The sequence below is a fragment of the Dokdonella ginsengisoli genome, from assembly GCF_042652785.1.
Taxonomy (GTDB): domain Bacteria; phylum Pseudomonadota; class Gammaproteobacteria; order Xanthomonadales; family Rhodanobacteraceae; genus Dokdonella_A; species Dokdonella_A ginsengisoli.
Window position 1 is genome coordinate 954,411 of sequence record NZ_JBHSHD010000010.1, and the last position, 15,042, is coordinate 969,452.

16 protein-coding genes are annotated in these 15,042 nt (G+C 71.1%); 4 read left to right on the forward strand and 12 right to left on the reverse strand.

The window, feature by feature from the left end:
* Nucleotides 1–4 precede the first annotated feature (4 nt).
* The 12 genes from ACFO6Q_RS16270 to ACFO6Q_RS16325 form a co-directional block, all read right to left on the reverse strand.
* Nucleotides 5–370 carry a PilZ domain-containing protein gene (locus ACFO6Q_RS16270; protein WP_380022151.1) on the reverse strand — a complete coding sequence of 122 codons (366 nt, stop codon included), beginning with the start codon at nt 368–370 and terminating at the stop codon, nt 5–7.
* 3 nt (nt 371–373) lie between these two features.
* Nucleotides 374–1,351: a DNA polymerase III subunit delta' gene (holB, locus tag ACFO6Q_RS16275; protein ID WP_380022152.1), complete on the reverse strand. Its 978-nt coding sequence runs from the start codon at nt 1,349–1,351 to the stop codon at nt 374–376.
* A complete protein-coding gene (tmk, locus tag ACFO6Q_RS16280; RefSeq protein WP_380022153.1) occupies nt 1,348–1,983 on the reverse strand; it encodes a dTMP kinase in 636 nt (211 codons plus the stop codon). The genes holB and tmk overlap by 4 nt, the downstream gene beginning before the upstream one ends.
* Entirely contained in the window at nt 1,980–3,047 is a 1,068-nt protein-coding gene (gene mltG, locus ACFO6Q_RS16285) for an endolytic transglycosylase MltG (RefSeq protein WP_380022154.1), read from the reverse strand. The genes tmk and mltG overlap by 4 nt, the downstream gene beginning before the upstream one ends.
* Before the next feature lie 47 nt (nt 3,048–3,094).
* A complete protein-coding gene (locus ACFO6Q_RS16290; protein WP_380022155.1) occupies nt 3,095–4,435 on the reverse strand; it encodes an aminodeoxychorismate synthase component I in 1,341 nt (446 codons plus the stop codon).
* Between the two features lie 68 nt (nt 4,436–4,503).
* On the reverse strand, nt 4,504–5,742 hold the full coding sequence (fabF, locus tag ACFO6Q_RS16295; protein WP_380022156.1) for a beta-ketoacyl-ACP synthase II: 1,239 nt from the start codon (nt 5,740–5,742) through the stop codon (nt 4,504–4,506).
* A 209-nt stretch (nt 5,743–5,951) separates the two neighbouring features.
* Entirely contained in the window at nt 5,952–6,191 is a 240-nt protein-coding gene (gene acpP, locus ACFO6Q_RS16300; protein ID WP_300620945.1) for an acyl carrier protein, read from the reverse strand.
* 178 nt (nt 6,192–6,369) lie between these two features.
* Complete coding sequence (fabG, locus tag ACFO6Q_RS16305; protein WP_380022157.1) at nt 6,370–7,113, reverse strand: 3-oxoacyl-ACP reductase FabG; 744 nt, start codon at nt 7,111–7,113, stop codon at nt 6,370–6,372.
* A gap of 266 nt (nt 7,114–7,379) precedes the next feature.
* The gene (gene fabD, locus ACFO6Q_RS16310) at nt 7,380–8,345 is read right to left on the reverse strand and encodes an ACP S-malonyltransferase (RefSeq protein ID WP_380022158.1); all 966 of its coding nucleotides are present in this window, start codon (nt 8,343–8,345) and stop codon (nt 7,380–7,382) included.
* Between the two features lie 108 nt (nt 8,346–8,453).
* On the reverse strand, nt 8,454–9,425 hold the full coding sequence (locus tag ACFO6Q_RS16315; RefSeq protein WP_380022222.1) for a beta-ketoacyl-ACP synthase III: 972 nt from the start codon (nt 9,423–9,425) through the stop codon (nt 8,454–8,456).
* A 108-nt stretch (nt 9,426–9,533) separates the two neighbouring features.
* A complete protein-coding gene (gene rpmF / locus ACFO6Q_RS16320; protein WP_380022159.1) occupies nt 9,534–9,728 on the reverse strand; it encodes a 50S ribosomal protein L32 in 195 nt (64 codons plus the stop codon).
* A gap of 61 nt (nt 9,729–9,789) precedes the next feature.
* Nucleotides 9,790–10,293, reverse strand: coding sequence for a YceD family protein (locus ACFO6Q_RS16325; RefSeq protein WP_380022223.1), 504 nt, complete (start codon nt 10,291–10,293; stop codon nt 9,790–9,792).
* Nucleotides 10,294–10,415: 122 nt separating this feature from the next.
* On the opposite strand from ACFO6Q_RS16325, the gene ACFO6Q_RS16330 reads away from it, so the two are divergent.
* From ACFO6Q_RS16330 to ACFO6Q_RS16345, 4 genes are all read left to right on the forward strand, one after another.
* Nucleotides 10,416–11,003: a Maf family protein gene (locus tag ACFO6Q_RS16330; RefSeq protein WP_380022160.1), complete on the forward strand. Its 588-nt coding sequence runs from the start codon at nt 10,416–10,418 to the stop codon at nt 11,001–11,003.
* Nucleotides 11,004–11,145: 142 nt separating this feature from the next.
* Nucleotides 11,146–12,093, forward strand: coding sequence for an AAA family ATPase (locus ACFO6Q_RS16335; protein ID WP_380022161.1), 948 nt, complete (start codon nt 11,146–11,148; stop codon nt 12,091–12,093).
* Nucleotides 12,093–13,067 (forward strand): DUF58 domain-containing protein, encoded by a 975-nt coding sequence (locus ACFO6Q_RS16340; RefSeq protein WP_380022162.1) that lies wholly within the window; start codon nt 12,093–12,095, stop codon nt 13,065–13,067. The genes ACFO6Q_RS16335 and ACFO6Q_RS16340 overlap by 1 nt, the downstream gene beginning before the upstream one ends.
* The gene (locus ACFO6Q_RS16345) at nt 13,060–15,027 is read left to right on the forward strand and encodes a transglutaminase TgpA family protein (protein ID WP_380022163.1); all 1,968 of its coding nucleotides are present in this window, start codon (nt 13,060–13,062) and stop codon (nt 15,025–15,027) included. Before ACFO6Q_RS16340 ends, ACFO6Q_RS16345 begins: the two co-directional genes overlap by 8 nt.
* Nucleotides 15,028–15,042 lie beyond the last annotated feature (15 nt).

The following is a 15,042-nucleotide window of genomic DNA, read 5'->3' on the forward strand; positions in this document are numbered from 1 at the left end:
GCACCTACATCGTATGTGTCGGCCGTTCCTGCGTGAGGATGCCGGCCAGGATGGATTCGATCTTCGTGCGCGCCGCGTCGCCGTCGGAGGAGTCGTTGAACTGCACGCCGATGCCGGCCAGACGGTTGCCCTGGGCGCCGCTGGGCGTGATCCACACCACCTTGCCGGCGACCGGCAGGCGATCCTTCTCGTCCATCAGCGAGAGCAGGATGAACACTTCGTCGCCGAGGCTGTAGCGCTTGGTGGTCGGCACGAACAGGCCGCCGCCGCGCACGAACGGCATGTAGGCGTTGAACAGCGCGCCCTTGTCCTTGATCGCCAGCGACAGGATGCCCTGCCGCGGCGCGCCGCCCGATGCCGGTGTCGCCATGTCTCATCCTCTCCCCGGATTGGTCTTCCGCCGCGGCCAGTCGCGCAACAGCTCGAGCAGGACCAGCTCCGGACGCAGCGGCGTGGCGAGCAGGCCGCGCGCGCGATTCGCGCGGCCGAACCACGCGGCAAGCTTGGGGATTTCGTCACGCGTGGTCAAGCCGAACGCGCCGGTTTCGCCACGTGCCAGACGTTCCGCTTCCTCGCGCGCGAAGGCGGCCGCGAACCAGAGCCGCAGCTCCGGCCGATCGGCGACCCAACGCTCGGCGACCTCGCTCGCCGAACGGCGCCCCTGCGCCAGCACGGCCAGGTCCTCGGCGCACTCGCGGCGCAGGTCGAGCGTCGCATCGCGGCTCCATTGCAGCGCCAGCCCCGGATTGCCGAGGCTGGCATCGAGCGCGGCGGCGGCACTCGACGCATCGACGCGCTGGCCGCGCAGCCAGGCCAGCGCCTCCTCGCGCGACGGCGAGCGCACCTCGACGCGCTGGCAGCGGCTGCGGATCGTCGCCGGCAGGCGCGCCGGTTCGTCGGCGACCAGCACGATCACCGTCGCCGGCGTCGGCTCCTCCAGCGTCTTCAGCAGCGCGTTCGCCGCAGCGGCGTTCAGGCGATCGGCGGGGTCGATCAGGGCCAGCTGCAGTCCGCCGAACTGGCTCGCCATCGCCAGCCGCTGCGACAGCGCACGGATCTGGTCGACCGTGATCTCGCTGCGCAGCTTGCCGTCGTCGCGCGTTTCCAGCGCGATGCGCACGAGGTCCGGATGCGAACCGGCCGCGCGCAGCGTGCAGCCGCGGCAGGCGCCGCAGGCGCTGCCGTCGGGCAGGCGCTGCGTGCACAGCGCCGCCGCCGCGAAGGCGTCGGCCAGCGCGCGCTTGCCCAGGCCGGATGGTCCCGCGATCAGCAGGCCGTGATGCAGGCGCTGCGCGGCGAGCGCGCCGGCGAGCATGCGCCAGGCGTCCGCCAGCCACGGCCGGTCCTTCATCGCGCCTCCCGCACGCGCGCGACGTAGGCGTCGATCGCCGCGCAGGCGGCTTCGCGCACGACCTCGACCGGGTGGCTCGAATCGATCACACGGAAACGCTCCGGCTCGGTCGCGGCGCGCGCGCGGTAGGTCTCGCGCACGCGCTCGAAGAAATCGGTCGCCTCGCGCTCGATGCGGTCGGCCTGCCCGCGCGCGCCGGCGCGCGCCAGGCCGTCGGCGATCGGCAGGTCGAGCAGCAGGGTCAGATCCGCCCGCACCGGCGCGGCCCAGGTTTCCAGTTCGGCGATGCGCGCGAACGGCTGGCCGCGCCCGCCGCCCTGGTAGGCGTAGCTCGCATCGGTGTAGCGGTCCGACAGCACCCAGCGTCCGGCCGCGAGCGCCGGACGGATCACCTCGTGCACGTGCTGCGCGCGCGCGGCGAACATCAGCAGCAGTTCGCTTTCGGCGCACAGGTCGCCACGCGCGGGATCGAGCACGAGCGCGCGCGCCGCCTCGCCGAACGGCGTGCCGCCGGGTTCGCGCGTGACCACCACCTCGATGCCGTGCGCGGCCAGCCGCGCCCGCAGCGCGGCCAGCACCGTGCTCTTGCCGGCGCCCTCGCCGCCTTCCAGCGTGATCAGCCTTCCGCTCATGGGTTGCGCCGCAGCTGGTACTTCTGCACCGCGCGGTTGTGCTCGTCCAGCGTCGGCGAGAACTCGTGGCTGCCGTCACCGCGCGCGACGAAGTACAGCGCGTCGCCGGCGGTCGGGCGGGTCGCCGCCTCCAGCGCGGGCCGGCCCGGCAGCGCGATCGGCGTCGGCGGCAGGCCGTCGCGCGTGTAGGTGTTGTACGGCGTGTCGGTTTCCAGGTCGCGCCGGCGGATGTTGCCGTCGTAGGCGGCGCCGATGCCGTAGATCACGGTCGGGTCGGTCTGCAGGCGCATGCCGAACTTGAGCCGGCGCAGGAACACGCCGGCGATCAGCGGGCGCTCGTCGCCGCGGCCGGTTTCCTTCTCGACGATCGAGGCCAGGATCAGCGCCTCATAAGGATTGTCGAGTTTCACGGCGTCGACGTCGCGCGCGGCCCAGACCTTGTCCAGCGCCTTGCGCATCGCCGCGTGGGCGCGGGCGAGCACGTCGAAGTCCGACTCGCCCTTGATCCAGGCGTAGGTCTCGGGCAGGAACCAGCCTTCGGGCCTGCCGTCGGCGATGCCGACCTTCTTCGCCACGTCCTCGTCCGACAGCGCGGACAGCGTCTGCGCCAGGCCGCTTTCGCCGGCCAGTGCCACGCGCAGCTGCTTGAACGTCCAGCCGTCGACGATGGTGAAGCGGTGCTGCACCACGTCGCCGGCAGCCATCCGGCGCAGCAGCTCGGGCGGCGTCAGGCCTTGCGGCAACGCGTATTCGCCGGCGTGCAGGCGCCCGGAGACGCCGAGCTCGCGGCCGAGGGCGCGCCAGCGCAGGTCGTCGAGCCAGCCCGATCCGGCCAGTCCTTCGCGGCGCAGCTGGGCGACGATGTCGCGATAGCTCGCGCCGCGCGCGACGTCGATCGTCGCGTCGGCACGCGCGATCGGCAGCGGGGTCTGCGTGAAGCGGCGGTAGTCGTACCAGCCCGCCGCCGCTGCGGCGATGGCGAGCACGACGAGAAGGAACAGGATGCGCAGCAGCGCGCCGCCGCGTTCGGCGCGTGGGGAGAGGCGGAATTTCGACGGCGACATGACTGCCGAGCTTAACCGGATTTCGTCGCGTTCCCCATCGCGGCGCATCAGGCGTCCCTACCGAGCGCGCGCAGCAGGCCGCGCGCCTTGGCCCGCGTCTCGTCGAGTTCGCGCTCGGCGACCGAGTCGGCGACGATGCCGGCGCCGGCGCGGAAACGGATGGTGTCGCCGTGCAGGGTCAGGGTGCGGATCAGGATGTTCAGATCGAGGTCGCCGTCGCGGTTCAGATAGCCGAACGAACCGGTGTAGGCGCCGCGGCCGACGCCTTCGAGGTCGGCGATGATCTGCATGCAGCGCACCTTCGGACAGCCGGTGATCGTGCCGCCCGGAAATACCGCGCGGATCGCCTGCCCCGGCGTGACGCCGGGGCGCAACCGGCCGCGCACGTTGGAGACGATGTGGTGCACGTGCGCGTAGCTCTCGATCTGCATGATCTCGTCGGCGAGGACGCTGCCGGGCACGCAGATGCGGCCGAGGTCGTTGCGTTCCAGATCGATCAGCATGACGTGCTCGGCGCGCTCCTTCGGATGACCGACCAGCTCGCGCACGCGGGCATCGTCGTCGTCACCGGCGAAGCGCGGCCGCGTGCCGGCGATCGGGCGCGTCTGCACGTGCTCGCCGTGGATCTCGATCAGGCGCTCGGGGGAGGAGCTGGCGATCGCCCAGTCCTCGTGCTGCAGCAGGCCGGCGAACGGCGCCGGATTGGCGCGGCGCAGGGCGCCGTACAGCGCGGCCGGCGACGGCGGCGAGGCGCAGCGCGCGCGCCACTCGCGCGAAAGATTGACCTGGAATACGTCGCCGGCGCGCAGGTGTCCGTGCACGCGCTCCACGCCGTCGAGGAAATCCTGCGGGGCGTCTTCTTCGAGGGCGTCGACGCGGCACGCCGCCGGCGCGAAAGGCTCCGCAGCATCGAGGTCCTCGCGCATCGCGTCGAGCAGGTGCGCATGCCCCGCCTCGGCGACGAGCAGGGTGCGATCGCGCTCGTGGTCGACCAGGATCGCCGCCGGACAGCGCAGTGCCAGCGCGACCGGCAGCGCCGCGTCGCGCGCCGGCGGCAGGCGCAGGCTGGGTTCGATCTGCGCCGCCAGCTCGTAGCCACAGTAGAGCAGCCAGCCGCCGCGGAACGGCAGGTCGCGATCGCCGCCGTGTCCGGACCGTTCCGCGCGCCAGGCCGCATCCAGCGCGTCGAGGAAGCTTCCGCCGCCGCGCATCGCGTGCAGCGCATCGAGGCGCAGGCTGGCCTGCGGAAAGGCGAACAGGATGTCGTGGCGCGCACGCGCATTGCCGCGGGCGGCGCTTTCGAGCAGACCCGGGTAGCGCTGCGGACGCGCGGCGGCCAGCGCCAGCAGGTCGCGGCCTCCGGCGATTTCGCGCACGAGATGGCTCATGGGAAAACCTTGCGGGCGCCGGTCACCGGTGTCGGGCGCGGAGCGCAACCGGCGCCGCGCCCGCGGGCTCAGATGCGGCGGAAGACCAGCGTGCCGTTGGTGCCGCCGAAGCCGAACGAATTGGACAGGGCGATGTCGAGCTTGGCCTCGCGCGCGGTGTGCGGAACGAAGTCCAGATCGCAGCCCTCGCCCGGCTCGTCGAGGTTGATCGTCGGCGGCAGCACGCCGTCGCGCAGGGCGAGGATCGAGAAGATCGCCTCGACGCCGCCGGCCGCACCGAGCAGGTGGCCGGTCATCGACTTGGTCGAGCTGACCGGGATCGTCTTCGCCGCATCGCCGAAGCAGGCCTTGATCGCCTGCACCTCGGCGATGTCGCCGACGCCGGTCGAGGTCGCGTGCGCGTTGATGTAGCCGACCTGCTCCGGGTTGAGCTTGGCGTCGGCGATCGCGATCGCCATCGAGCGGCGCGCGCCGTCGCCGTCTTCCGGCGGCGAGGTCATGTGGTAGGCGTCGCCGCTCATGCCGAAGCCAGCCAGCTCGCAGTAGATGCGCGCGCCACGCTTGACCGCATGTTCGTAGTCTTCGATGACCAGCACGCCCGCGCCGTCGGACAGCACGAAGCCGTCGCGGTCCTTGTCCCACGGACGGCTGGCGCGCTCCGGCTCGTCGTTGCGCGTGGACATGGCGCGCGCCGAGCAGAAGCCGCCCATCGCGGTGCCGACCGTGGCGTACTCGGCGCCGCCGGCGATCATGACGTCGGCGTCGCCGTACTGGATCATGCGCATGGCCAGGCCGATGTTGTGCGTGGCGGTCGTGCAGGCGGTCACGCAGGCGATGTTCGGCCCCTTCAGGCCGAGCATGATCGACAGGTTGCCGGAGGCCATGTTGACGATCGAGCTCGGCACGAAGAACGGCGAGATCTTGCGCTGGCCGGACTCATGGTAGGTGATCGCGGTCTTCTCGATCGTGTGGATGCCGCCGATACCGGCGCCGACGGCCACGCCGATGCGTTCCTCGTCGTGCTCGTGCGGATGCAGGCCCGCGTCGGCCAGCGCCTGCACCGAAGCGGCGATGCCGTAGTGGATGAACGGGTCCATCTTCTTGACGTCCTTCGCCGCGACGTACTGCGCCGGGTCGAAGTCGCGGACTTCACCGGCGATGCGCGTCGGGAACGACGAGGCGTCGAAATGCGTGACAGGACCGATGCCGCTCTTGCCGGCGGTGATGTTCGCCCACGCGGTGGCGACGTCGTTGCCGACGGGGCTGACGATGCCGAGACCGGTGACGACGACGCGACGCTTGGTCATGAGTGAAAACTCTTCGATTCGGGCGACCCGCGGGATCGCGGTGCTTTACTGAAAGGTGCGGCCATGGATGGCCGCTTCTGGACTCTCAGGATCGAAAGAACCGGCAAACCAGTTCTGACTTCCCGACGCAGCGATCAAGGACGATCGCACCGGTCAAAAGCAAAGCTGCGCCTCGCGGGCGCAGCATCGCATCAAGCTTGAAGGGCGGATCAGGCTTTGACGTGCGCCTTCACGTAGTCGATGGCCTGCTGCACGGTGGTGATCTTCTCGGCCTCTTCGTCGGGGATTTCGCACTCGAATTCCTCTTCCAGCGCCATCACCAGTTCGACCGTGTCCAGCGAATCGGCGCCGAGGTCGTCGACGAACGAAGCGTTCGGCGTCACTTCCTCTTCCTTCACGCCGAGCTGTTCGACGACGATTTTCTTGACGCGTTCTTCGATAGTGCTCATGTGTCTCTCTTGCCTCCCGATGGGAATTCGTGCGGTACGCGGAGTGCGGCGCGGTCCGCGGCGGGCGCCGTGCCCGAAGCCGCGGCATTGTAGTGGAAGCCGGAGCCGGGAACTACTGGAGGGCACGGGCGGCCGCGACGGCGGTCACGGCCCGGCACCCTCCGGCAGTCCGGCGGCATCAGGGCATATACATGCCGCCGTTGACGTGCAGGGTCTCGCCGGTGATGTAGGCCGCCGCCGGCGACGCCAGGAACGCGACCGCCTTGGCGATGTCCTGCGCCTCGCCCAGGCGGCCGAGTGCGATCTGGCCGAGCAGCGCGGTGCGCTGTTCCTCGGGCAGGGATCGCGTCATGTCGGTGTCGATGAAGCCGGGCGCGACGACGTTGACCGTGATGCCGCGCGAGCCGATCTCGCGTGCCAGCGACTTGGAGAACGCGATGATGCCGGCCTTCGCCGCGGCGTAGTTCGCCTGTCCGGGATTGCCGACCAGGCCGATCACCGAGGCGATCGAGATGATCCGTCCCTTGCGCGCCTTCATCATGCCGCGCAGCACCGCCTTGCTCGTGCGGTAGACCGACGTGAGATTGGTGTCGAGGATCGCCTGCCAGTCCTCGTCCTTCATGCGCATCAGCAACTGGTCGCGCGTGATGCCGGCGTTGTTGACGAGGATCGAGACCGCGCCCGACTCCTTGCCGATGGCCTCGATCAGCCCCTCGACCGCGGCGCCGTCGGTCACGTTCAGCACGCGCCCCGCGCCACCGCGCGCGGCCAGGCGTTCGCCGATGGCCTGCGCGCCGGCTTCGGTCGTCGCCGTGCCGATCACCTTCGCGCCGCGTTCGGCCAGTTCGTCCGCGATCGCCGCGCCGATGCCACGACTCGCGCCGGTGACCAGCGCGACTTCACCTTCCAGCAGCTTGCCCATCGCTTTGCCCGTATGTGTTTTGCGATCGTCCATGATTGCAGAAGACCGGACAGCCATCCACGACTGCCTTGCCCGAAACGGCGCGGGCGCGAACCTTAGTCAATCGCCGAGGCCGCCACAAGAAGGGCCGCAACGCAGGCGCGGAACTCGGTAAAAGATGCACGAAACCGATCGGACACCTCGGCGGACGGCCGTGCATCCGCCGAGCGCACGAATGCGCCGCCGCGAGGAACCGGAGAAGTCGCGCCGCCAATCCGCGGCGGCAGTCAGCTGCGCCAGTCGGCCAGCGCGCTCTCGAACTCGCCCGGCGTGCCCAGTGCGCGACCGTCGAGGGACTTGTCGATGCGCTTGACCAGACCGGTCAGGACCTTGCCCGGCCCGCATTCGGCCACGCGCGTCGCTCCCGCCGCGGCCAGCGCCTGCACGCACTGGGTCCAGCGCACCGGCAGGTAGAGCTGGCGCACCAGCGCCTCGCGGATCTCGGCGAGACCGGCGTGCGCGCGCGCATCGACGTTCTGCACCACCGGGATCGACGGCTGGCTCCAGTGGTACGCCTTGATCGCTTCGGCCAGCCGGTTTGCCGCTTCGCGCATCAGCGGCGTATGCGACGGCACGCTGACCGCGAGCTTGACCGCCTTGCGCACGCCGCGTTCGGCGAGCCTGGCCAGCGCCGCGTCGACCGCCGGCACGTGACCGCCGATCACGATCTGCCCGGGCGAGTTGTAGTTCGCCGGCGCGACCACGTGTTCGCCGGAAATCTCGCGGCAGACCTCCTCGACCACGGAATCCTCCGCGCCGAGCACCGCCGCCATCGCGCCGACGCCCTCGGGCGCGGCGTCCTGCATCGCCTGGCCGCGGATGCGCACCAGATGCGCGGCGTCGCGCAGCGAGATCGCGCCTGCCGCGACGAGAGCGGTGTATTCGCCGAGGCTGTGACCGGCCAGATGCGACGGCGTCGCCCCGCCCTGCTTGCGCCACAGGCGCCACACCGCCACGCCTGCCGCCAGCAGCGCCGGCTGCGTGTACTCGGTCCGGTTCAGCATCGCCTCCGGGCCGCCCTGCGACAGCGCCCACAGGTCGACGCCGGCGCCTTCGGACGCTTCGGCGAAGGTTTCACGCACGCCCGCGTGCAGCTCGCCGAGTTCGGCGAGCATGCCGAGCGACTGGGAGCCCTGGCCGGGGAAGACGAAGACGAGGGCTGAGGGCTGAGGGTCGAGGGCTGGGGAGGACATCGCAAGGTTCCTGGAACGTGAGGATTGAGGGCGACCGGGGCTGAAGCACGGAGCCGAAGAGGCCGTCCGGCGCTCCCGCTTTCAGCCCTCGGCCCTCTGCTCTCGGCCCTAATACTTCAGCAGCGCCGAGGACCAGGTGAAACCGCCGCCGAACGCTTCCAGCAGCAGGGTCTGGCCGCGCTGCACCTTGCCCGAGCGCACGGCCTCGTCGAGCGCCAGCGGCACCGAACCGGACGAGGTGTTGCCGTGGCGGTCCACCGTGACGATGACGCGGTCCATCGACAGCTTCAGCCGCTTGGCGGTCGCCTCGATGATGCGCAGGTTCGCCTGGTGCGGGATCAGCCAGTCGACGTCGGATTCGTGCATGCCGGCCGCTTCGAGCGTCTCGCCGACGATGCGGTCGAGCGTCTTCACCGCGACCTTGAACACTTCGTTGCCGGTCATCATGACGCGGATGCCGTGGTTCGGCTCCTGGTCGTTGAAGCCGGCGGAAACACCGACCGGGTTGTACAGCAAATGCTTGTACGCGCCGTCGGCATGCAGCTTGGTGGTCAGGATGCCGGGCTCGTTCGAGGCCTCGAGCACGACCGCACCGGCGCCGTCGCCGAACAGCACGCAGGTCGAGCGGTCGGTCCAGTCGAGCATGCGCGAGAGGGTTTCCGCACCGACCACCAGCGCCTTCCTGACCTGGCCGCTGCGGATGAACTGGTCGGCCACACCGAGCGCATACATGAAGCCGGAGCAGGCCGCATTGACGTCGAACGCGGCACAGCCGTTCGCGCCGAGGCGGTGCTGCAGCAGGCAGGCGGTCGACGGAAAGATGATGTCGGGCGTGGTCGTGCCGAGCACGATCAGGTCGATTTCGCTCGCCTTGACTCCGGCGGCGTCGAGCGCGTGCGTGGCCGCATAGAAGGCCAGGTCGCCGGTGGTCTCGCCGTCGGCGGCGCGGCGGCGCTCACGGATGCCGGTGCGCGAGGAAATCCATTCGTCGGTGGTGTCGACGACTTTTTCGAGATCGGCGTTGGTGACAATCTTTTCCGGCAGGTAGCTGCCGGTGCCGGCGATGCGTGAGTAGATCAGGACCGTTCTCCCGGCGGGGTCGTCAATGCCGCCGCCGCGGCGCAGGCCGCGGGGCGATCACGAGGAAAGGCCGCGCGCTGCGCGCCGCGGCCTCGCGGGCGGGGAAGCTCAGTCTTCCTCGCGCACCGGCGTCTTCGACTCGATGACCTTCTTGCCGCGGTAGTAGCCGTCCTTGGTCACGTGATGACGGATGTGCACCTCGCCCGACGTCGGGTCGGTCGACAGCTGCTTGGCCGTCAGCGCATCGTGCGAACGACGCATGCCGCGGGTGGACGGGGTTTTGCGACTCTTGGCAACAGCCATGACACTCTCCAATGATGATTCGTGGTGGCACGTCCTCGTGCCGAGCGGTCCTTCGATCCGCTCAATGCTTCTTCAGGGCGCCCAGCACCGCGAACGGATTGGGGCGTTCCTCTCCGGCCGCTTCGTCGGCCGGATCGTTCCATTCGAGCGGCGCGCCGGGCTTCATCGGCACCACCGGCAGGGCGAGGATCAACTCATCCTCGACGACGTCGGCGAGGTCGAGCTGTCCGTCCGGCACGAGCAGGGGCTCGTATCCTTCCGGCAGCGCCGCTTCCTCGTCCTCGCGCGCGATCAGGCCCAGGCGCTGGTCGATCTTCACCCGGTACACGAAGGTCTCGAGCGTGCGCTGGCAAACCAGCGGCAGGCCCGCCTCGACGTGCAGCGCGAGGTAGGCCACGCCCAATCCATCCTTGCCGAATTCGATCGTGTAGCGCGCCTCGCCTTCGCTCCCGGCCAGGCTGCCGCGCAGCCGCGGCATCGACGCCAGCGGCAGCGTGCCTTCGAAGACCCGCTGCGCCTGCACCTGGCGCGCAACATCCACGCGATCTGGCAGGGCCGCTGACATGGGCGCGCGATGGTAGGTGCGGACCCCCTTTCTGTCAACCGCAACCGGCTCCCGACGGCCATTTCCGGCACCTTCCGGCACCGGCGGCTGACGGCCTGACGCGAACGTGCTATCCACGCCGCATGAGCGCTCCCGCCAGTTTCGACCTCGTCCTCGCCTCCACCTCGCGCTACCGCAGCGAACTGCTGGCGCGCCTGGGACTGCCGTTCCGCACCGTCGCGCCGCAGGTCGACGAAGCGCCGCGCCCCGGCGAGGCGCCCCGCGCCCTCGCCTGCCGCCTCGCGCAGGAGAAGGCGGGAGCGGTCGCGGCGCTCTGTCCGGGCGCCCTGGTCATCGGCAGCGACCAGGTCGCCGAGCTGGACGGCCGCGCGCTCGGCAAGCCCGGCACGATCGCCGCCGCGCAGGCGCAGCTCGCGGCGAGCTCGGGCCGCAGCGTGCTGTTCCATACCGCGCTGTGCCTCGTCGACGCACGCGGCGGCGCCGCGCTCGACTGCGACCTGACCCGGGTCGTGTTCCGCACACTCGCGGCGGAGGAAATCGCCCGCTACGTCGCCGCCGAGCAGCCGCTGGACTGCGCCGGCGGCTTCAAGGTCGAAGGGCTCGGCATCAGCCTGTTCGAGCGCGTCGAGAACGAAGACCCGACCGCACTCATCGGCCTGCCGCTGATCCGCCTCGCGCGCCGGCTGCGCGAGGCGGGCGTGGCGATCTGAGCCGGCGCGGAACCTTGCGCGCAGCGTCGACTCCAACGCGCGACGCGATCGTCTTCCGCCGCCGTCGCGCGCCGCTACACTCGGGCCACCGCGGACCGGCGCACGCTTCGCCCCGCCCGCTCCGCCAGACCGCAAGGCTTCCATGATCGAATCCAGAACCGAGATCCCGAACGAACTGCGCGACTGCCTGGCGCGCGCGATCGCGCAGGTCAACACGGTCGTGCTCGGCAAGCGGCGCGAGATCCGCCTCGCCTTCGTCTGCCTGCTCGCCGGCGGGCATCTGCTGATCGAGGATCTGCCGGGTGTGGGCAAGACCACCCTCGCCCACGCGCTGGCGGCGACCCTCGGGCTGGGCTTCCAGCGCGTGCAGTTCACCTCCGACCTGCTGCCGTCGGACATCATCGGCGTGGGCATCTACGAACGCGAGACGAACCGCTTCAAGTTCCATCCCGGCCCGCTGTTCACGCAGCTGCTGCTCGCCGACGAGATCAACCGCGCGATGCCCAAGACGCAGAGCGCGCTGCTCGAGGCGATGGCGGAGGAACAGGTCACCGTCGACGGCACCACGCACCGGCTGGCGCCGCCGTTCTTCGTGGTGGCGACGCAGAATCCGCTCGACTTCGCCGGCACCTATCCATTGCCCGACTCCCAGCTCGACCGCTTCATGCTGCGCATGAGCCTGGGCTATCCCGACCGCGAGGCCGAACGCGCGATGCTTGCTTCGGCCGATCGCCGCGGCGTGCTCGAGGCACTGTCGCCGTGCCTGACGCCGGAGCAGATCATCGAGCTGCGCCACGCCTGCGCGTCGGTGTTCGCCAGCCCCGCCCTGATCGCCTACGTGCAGGCCCTGCTCGACGCCAGCCGCCAGCACGCCGACATCCGCATCGGCCTGTCGCCGCGCGCCGGCCTGGCCCTGCTCGCGGCGGCGCGCGCGCACGCGCTGCTCAGCGGGCGCTCGCATGCAATGCCCGAGGATGTGCAGGCCGTGTTTCCGTTCGTCGCCGCGCACCGCCTGACCCCGGGCGCCAGCGCCCGCGTCGATCGCGACAAGCTCGCCCTGCAGCTGCTCGAATCGACCCCGGTGAGCTGATGAGCGCTGCGCTGCGCGCGCGCCTGCTCGCCGCGGCGGAGCGCCGCCTGCCGGCGCTGACGCGCCTGCGTCGCGTCGAAGCGCTGCCGATCACCCTCGACCGCCGCCGCATCTACGTGCTGCCGACACCGTTCGGCCTGGGCTTCGCCGTGCTGCTGTTCGTGATGCTGCTCGGCGCGCTGAACTACGGCAACAACCCGGCCCTGCTGCTGACCTGCCTGCTCGGCGCCGCGACGGGAATGAGCGTGTTCTTCGGCTTCCGCATGATGAGTGGACTCGCCCTGGGCCAGGTCCGCGTCGCCGAAGCGCACGCCGAAGAGCCGTTCGACCTGCAGCTGCGCTTCGCCCCCGGCTCGCGTGCGCGCGCCAGCCTGCGCCTGCGCCGCGGCGAGGCCGAAACCGCCTTCGCCCTGCCTGCGGGCACCGAGCACGAGGTCGCGTTGCGCCTGGCCGGCGCCGAACGCGGCTGGTTCCGCCCGGGCCGCCTCCGCGTCTGGACCGAGTACCCCTTGGGAATCTTCCAGATGTGGAGCTGGCTGCATCCGGACGCGGAATTCCTCATCTATCCGGCATTGGAGACGCCGGCGCCGCCGCTGCCGGCCGGCGACGGCCGCCAGGGCGAACAGCTCGCCGCCGGCGCCAGCGAGGAACACGCCGGACTGCGCGACTACCGTTCCAGCGACCCCTCGCGGCTGATCGCCTGGAAGCCTTCGGTGCGCCACGACACCTTGCTCGTGCGCGACGTCGAACGCCGCTCTGGCGAGGCCTTGACCCTGGACTACGCCGCGCTGCGCGATCTCGACGCGGAAGCGCGCATCCGCCGCCTGGCGGCCTGGGTCTGCGCGGCCGAATCCGCGCAGCGCTCGTACACGCTGCGCCTGCCAGGCGAAATCGTCGGCCCCGGACTGGGCACCCTGCAGCGCCAGGCCTGCCTGCGCGCGCTCGCCCTGCTGCCGGGGGACGCGCATGACTGACCGCCTCGGCACGCGCCAGTTCGAGCTGCTCGCGGCCACCCTCGCGGCGACGCTGGCCACGCACCTGGGGCACCTGCCCGTGTGGCTGTGGGCTCCGCTCGCGGCGATCGTGCCGCTGCGCGTGTGGACGCGCCGGCGCGGAGCACCTGCGGTCAGCGCCTGGATTCGCGTGCCGCTCACGGCCCTGCTGCTCCTGGTCGTGATCGTCAGCTTCGGCAACGTGTTCGGCCGCGAACCGGGCAGCGTGCTCGGCGCGGGCCTGCTCGGACTGAAGCTGCTGGAAACCGAACGTGCACGCGACGCGCGCGTCGCGCTCGGCTTCGCCGCGTTCGTCCTGATGAGCGCGCTGCTGTTCACGCAGTCGCTCGGCTTCACCCTGCTGGTCTGCGCGGTGCTGGCCCTGCTGCTGGCGACGCTGGCCGCGCTGCAGCCGGCGCCGCTGCCGACGCGCGCGCCGCTGCGCGCGCACTTCCGCCTCGCCGCGGTGCTGCTCGGTGCGAGCCTGCCGCTGGGCGCGGCCGCGTTCGTGCTGGTACCCCGGCTCGGCTCGCCGCTGTGGGGCTCGCCCGGCAACGACACCGCCGCGCGCACGGGCCTGAGCGAGCGCATGACGCCGGGCGAGTTCAACGAACTGCTGTTCGACGACACGCCCGCGTTCCGCGTCGACTTCGACGCGGCCGTACCGCCGCCGCAGGCGCGCTATTTTCGCGCCATCGTGCTGTGGGAATTCGACGGTGCGACGTGGTCGCGCGAGCGCTGGCGCGGCGCGCGGCTGGCCGAAGACCTCGACGCGCAGACGCCGGCGCTCGACTATCGCATCACGCTCGAACCGACCGACCGCCCCTGGCTGCCGACCCTGGACATTCCGCTGGCCGCGCCGCTGAATGCGCGGCTGCTCGCCGACCGCGTCGTCGTGGCGGAAACGCCGGTCATCCAGCCGCGCGAATACCGCGCGCGTTCGGCCATCGGCTATCGCCTGGCCTCGAGCCTGGACAAGGCTTCGCGTGCGCGCGCCCTGGCCCTGCCGGAAGGATTCAATCCGCGCGCCCGCGCCCTCGCCGAAGGCTGGCGCCGCGAAGGCCGCGACGACCAGGCCGTCGCCCGCGCAGCGCTCGAATTGTTCCACGCGAGCTTCACGTACACCCTCAATCCGCCGCTGCTCGGACGCAATTCCGTCGATGACTTCCTGTTCGACACGCGGCGCGGATTCTGCGAACACTACGCCTCGGCCTTCGTGTTCCTGATGCGCGCGGCGGGCATTCCGGCCCGCGTCGTCACCGGCTACCAGGGCGGCTGGTGGAACGCCGCCAGCGCCTATCTGCTGGTACGCCGCTCCGACGCGCACGCCTGGGCCGAGATCTGGCTGCCCGGGCGCGGCTGGGTCCGCTTCGATCCGACCGCCGCGGTCAGCCCGGAACGCATCGAGCGCGGCGCCGCCGCCGCGAGCGGCGCCGAAGGCTGGTCGCAGACGGGATGGCTGCGTGACCTGCGCAACCGCCTCGACGTCGTGAACCGGCTGTGGACCGAAAGCGTCATCGGCTTCAACGCGCTGCGCCAGAAGGGCATGCTCACGCCGTTCGGCGTACCGGAAGCCAATCCGGGCGACCTGATGCTCGTGCTGTCCGCCATCCTCGGCGTTGCGATGCTGTTCGCCACGCTGTGGGCGATGCGCGGCACCGCCGCACCCGCGGACGGCGACGCGCTCGAGCACGCCTGGAAGCGCCTGCGCCGGCGCGCGGCACGCGCCGGCTTCGCCGCGCGCCCCGAGCAGGGACCGCTGGACTGGCTGCGACAGGTCCGCGCGCGCGAACCGGAGGCGGCCGCGGAACTGGCGCCGCTGATCGAGATCTATGCCGAGCTGCGTTACGCGCGCGCCGCGCCCGCGCCGGCCGAGGTCGATGCCTTCGCGCGCCGCGTGCGCGGCTATCGTCCGCGCCGGCGTGCCGCAAAGCCCGCCTGATGCGACGACGCATCG

Excerpts from the sequence above, each read along its gene's own strand:
- ACFO6Q_RS16290 (WP_380022155.1), bottom strand. The coding sequence starts at position 4,435 with ATGAGCCATCTCGTGCGCGAAATCGCCGGAGGCCGCGACCTGCTGGCG.
- fabG (WP_380022157.1), bottom strand. The coding sequence starts at position 7,113 with ATGGGCAAGCTGCTGGAAGGTGAAGTCGCGCTGGTCACCGGCGCGAGT.
- acpP (WP_300620945.1), bottom strand. The coding sequence starts at position 6,191 with ATGAGCACTATCGAAGAACGCGTCAAGAAAATCGTCGTCGAACAGCTC.
- fabD (WP_380022158.1), bottom strand. The coding sequence starts at position 8,345 with ATGTCCTCCCCAGCCCTCGACCCTCAGCCCTCAGCCCTCGTCTTCGTC.
- tmk (WP_380022153.1), bottom strand. The coding sequence starts at position 1,983 with ATGAGCGGAAGGCTGATCACGCTGGAAGGCGGCGAGGGCGCCGGCAAG.
- holB (WP_380022152.1), bottom strand. The coding sequence starts at position 1,351 with ATGAAGGACCGGCCGTGGCTGGCGGACGCCTGGCGCATGCTCGCCGGC.
- ACFO6Q_RS16325 (WP_380022223.1), bottom strand. The coding sequence starts at position 10,293 with ATGTCAGCGGCCCTGCCAGATCGCGTGGATGTTGCGCGCCAGGTGCAG.
- ACFO6Q_RS16270 (WP_380022151.1), bottom strand. The coding sequence starts at position 370 with ATGGCGACACCGGCATCGGGCGGCGCGCCGCGGCAGGGCATCCTGTCG.
- ACFO6Q_RS16340 (WP_380022162.1), top strand. The coding sequence starts at position 12,093 with ATGAGCGCTGCGCTGCGCGCGCGCCTGCTCGCCGCGGCGGAGCGCCGC.
- rpmF (WP_380022159.1), bottom strand. The coding sequence starts at position 9,728 with ATGGCTGTTGCCAAGAGTCGCAAAACCCCGTCCACCCGCGGCATGCGT.
- ACFO6Q_RS16345 (WP_380022163.1), top strand. The coding sequence starts at position 13,060 with ATGACTGACCGCCTCGGCACGCGCCAGTTCGAGCTGCTCGCGGCCACC.
- ACFO6Q_RS16330 (WP_380022160.1), top strand. The coding sequence starts at position 10,416 with ATGAGCGCTCCCGCCAGTTTCGACCTCGTCCTCGCCTCCACCTCGCGC.
- ACFO6Q_RS16335 (WP_380022161.1), top strand. The coding sequence starts at position 11,146 with ATGATCGAATCCAGAACCGAGATCCCGAACGAACTGCGCGACTGCCTG.
- mltG (WP_380022154.1), bottom strand. The coding sequence starts at position 3,047 with ATGTCGCCGTCGAAATTCCGCCTCTCCCCACGCGCCGAACGCGGCGGC.
- fabF (WP_380022156.1), bottom strand. The coding sequence starts at position 5,742 with ATGACCAAGCGTCGCGTCGTCGTCACCGGTCTCGGCATCGTCAGCCCC.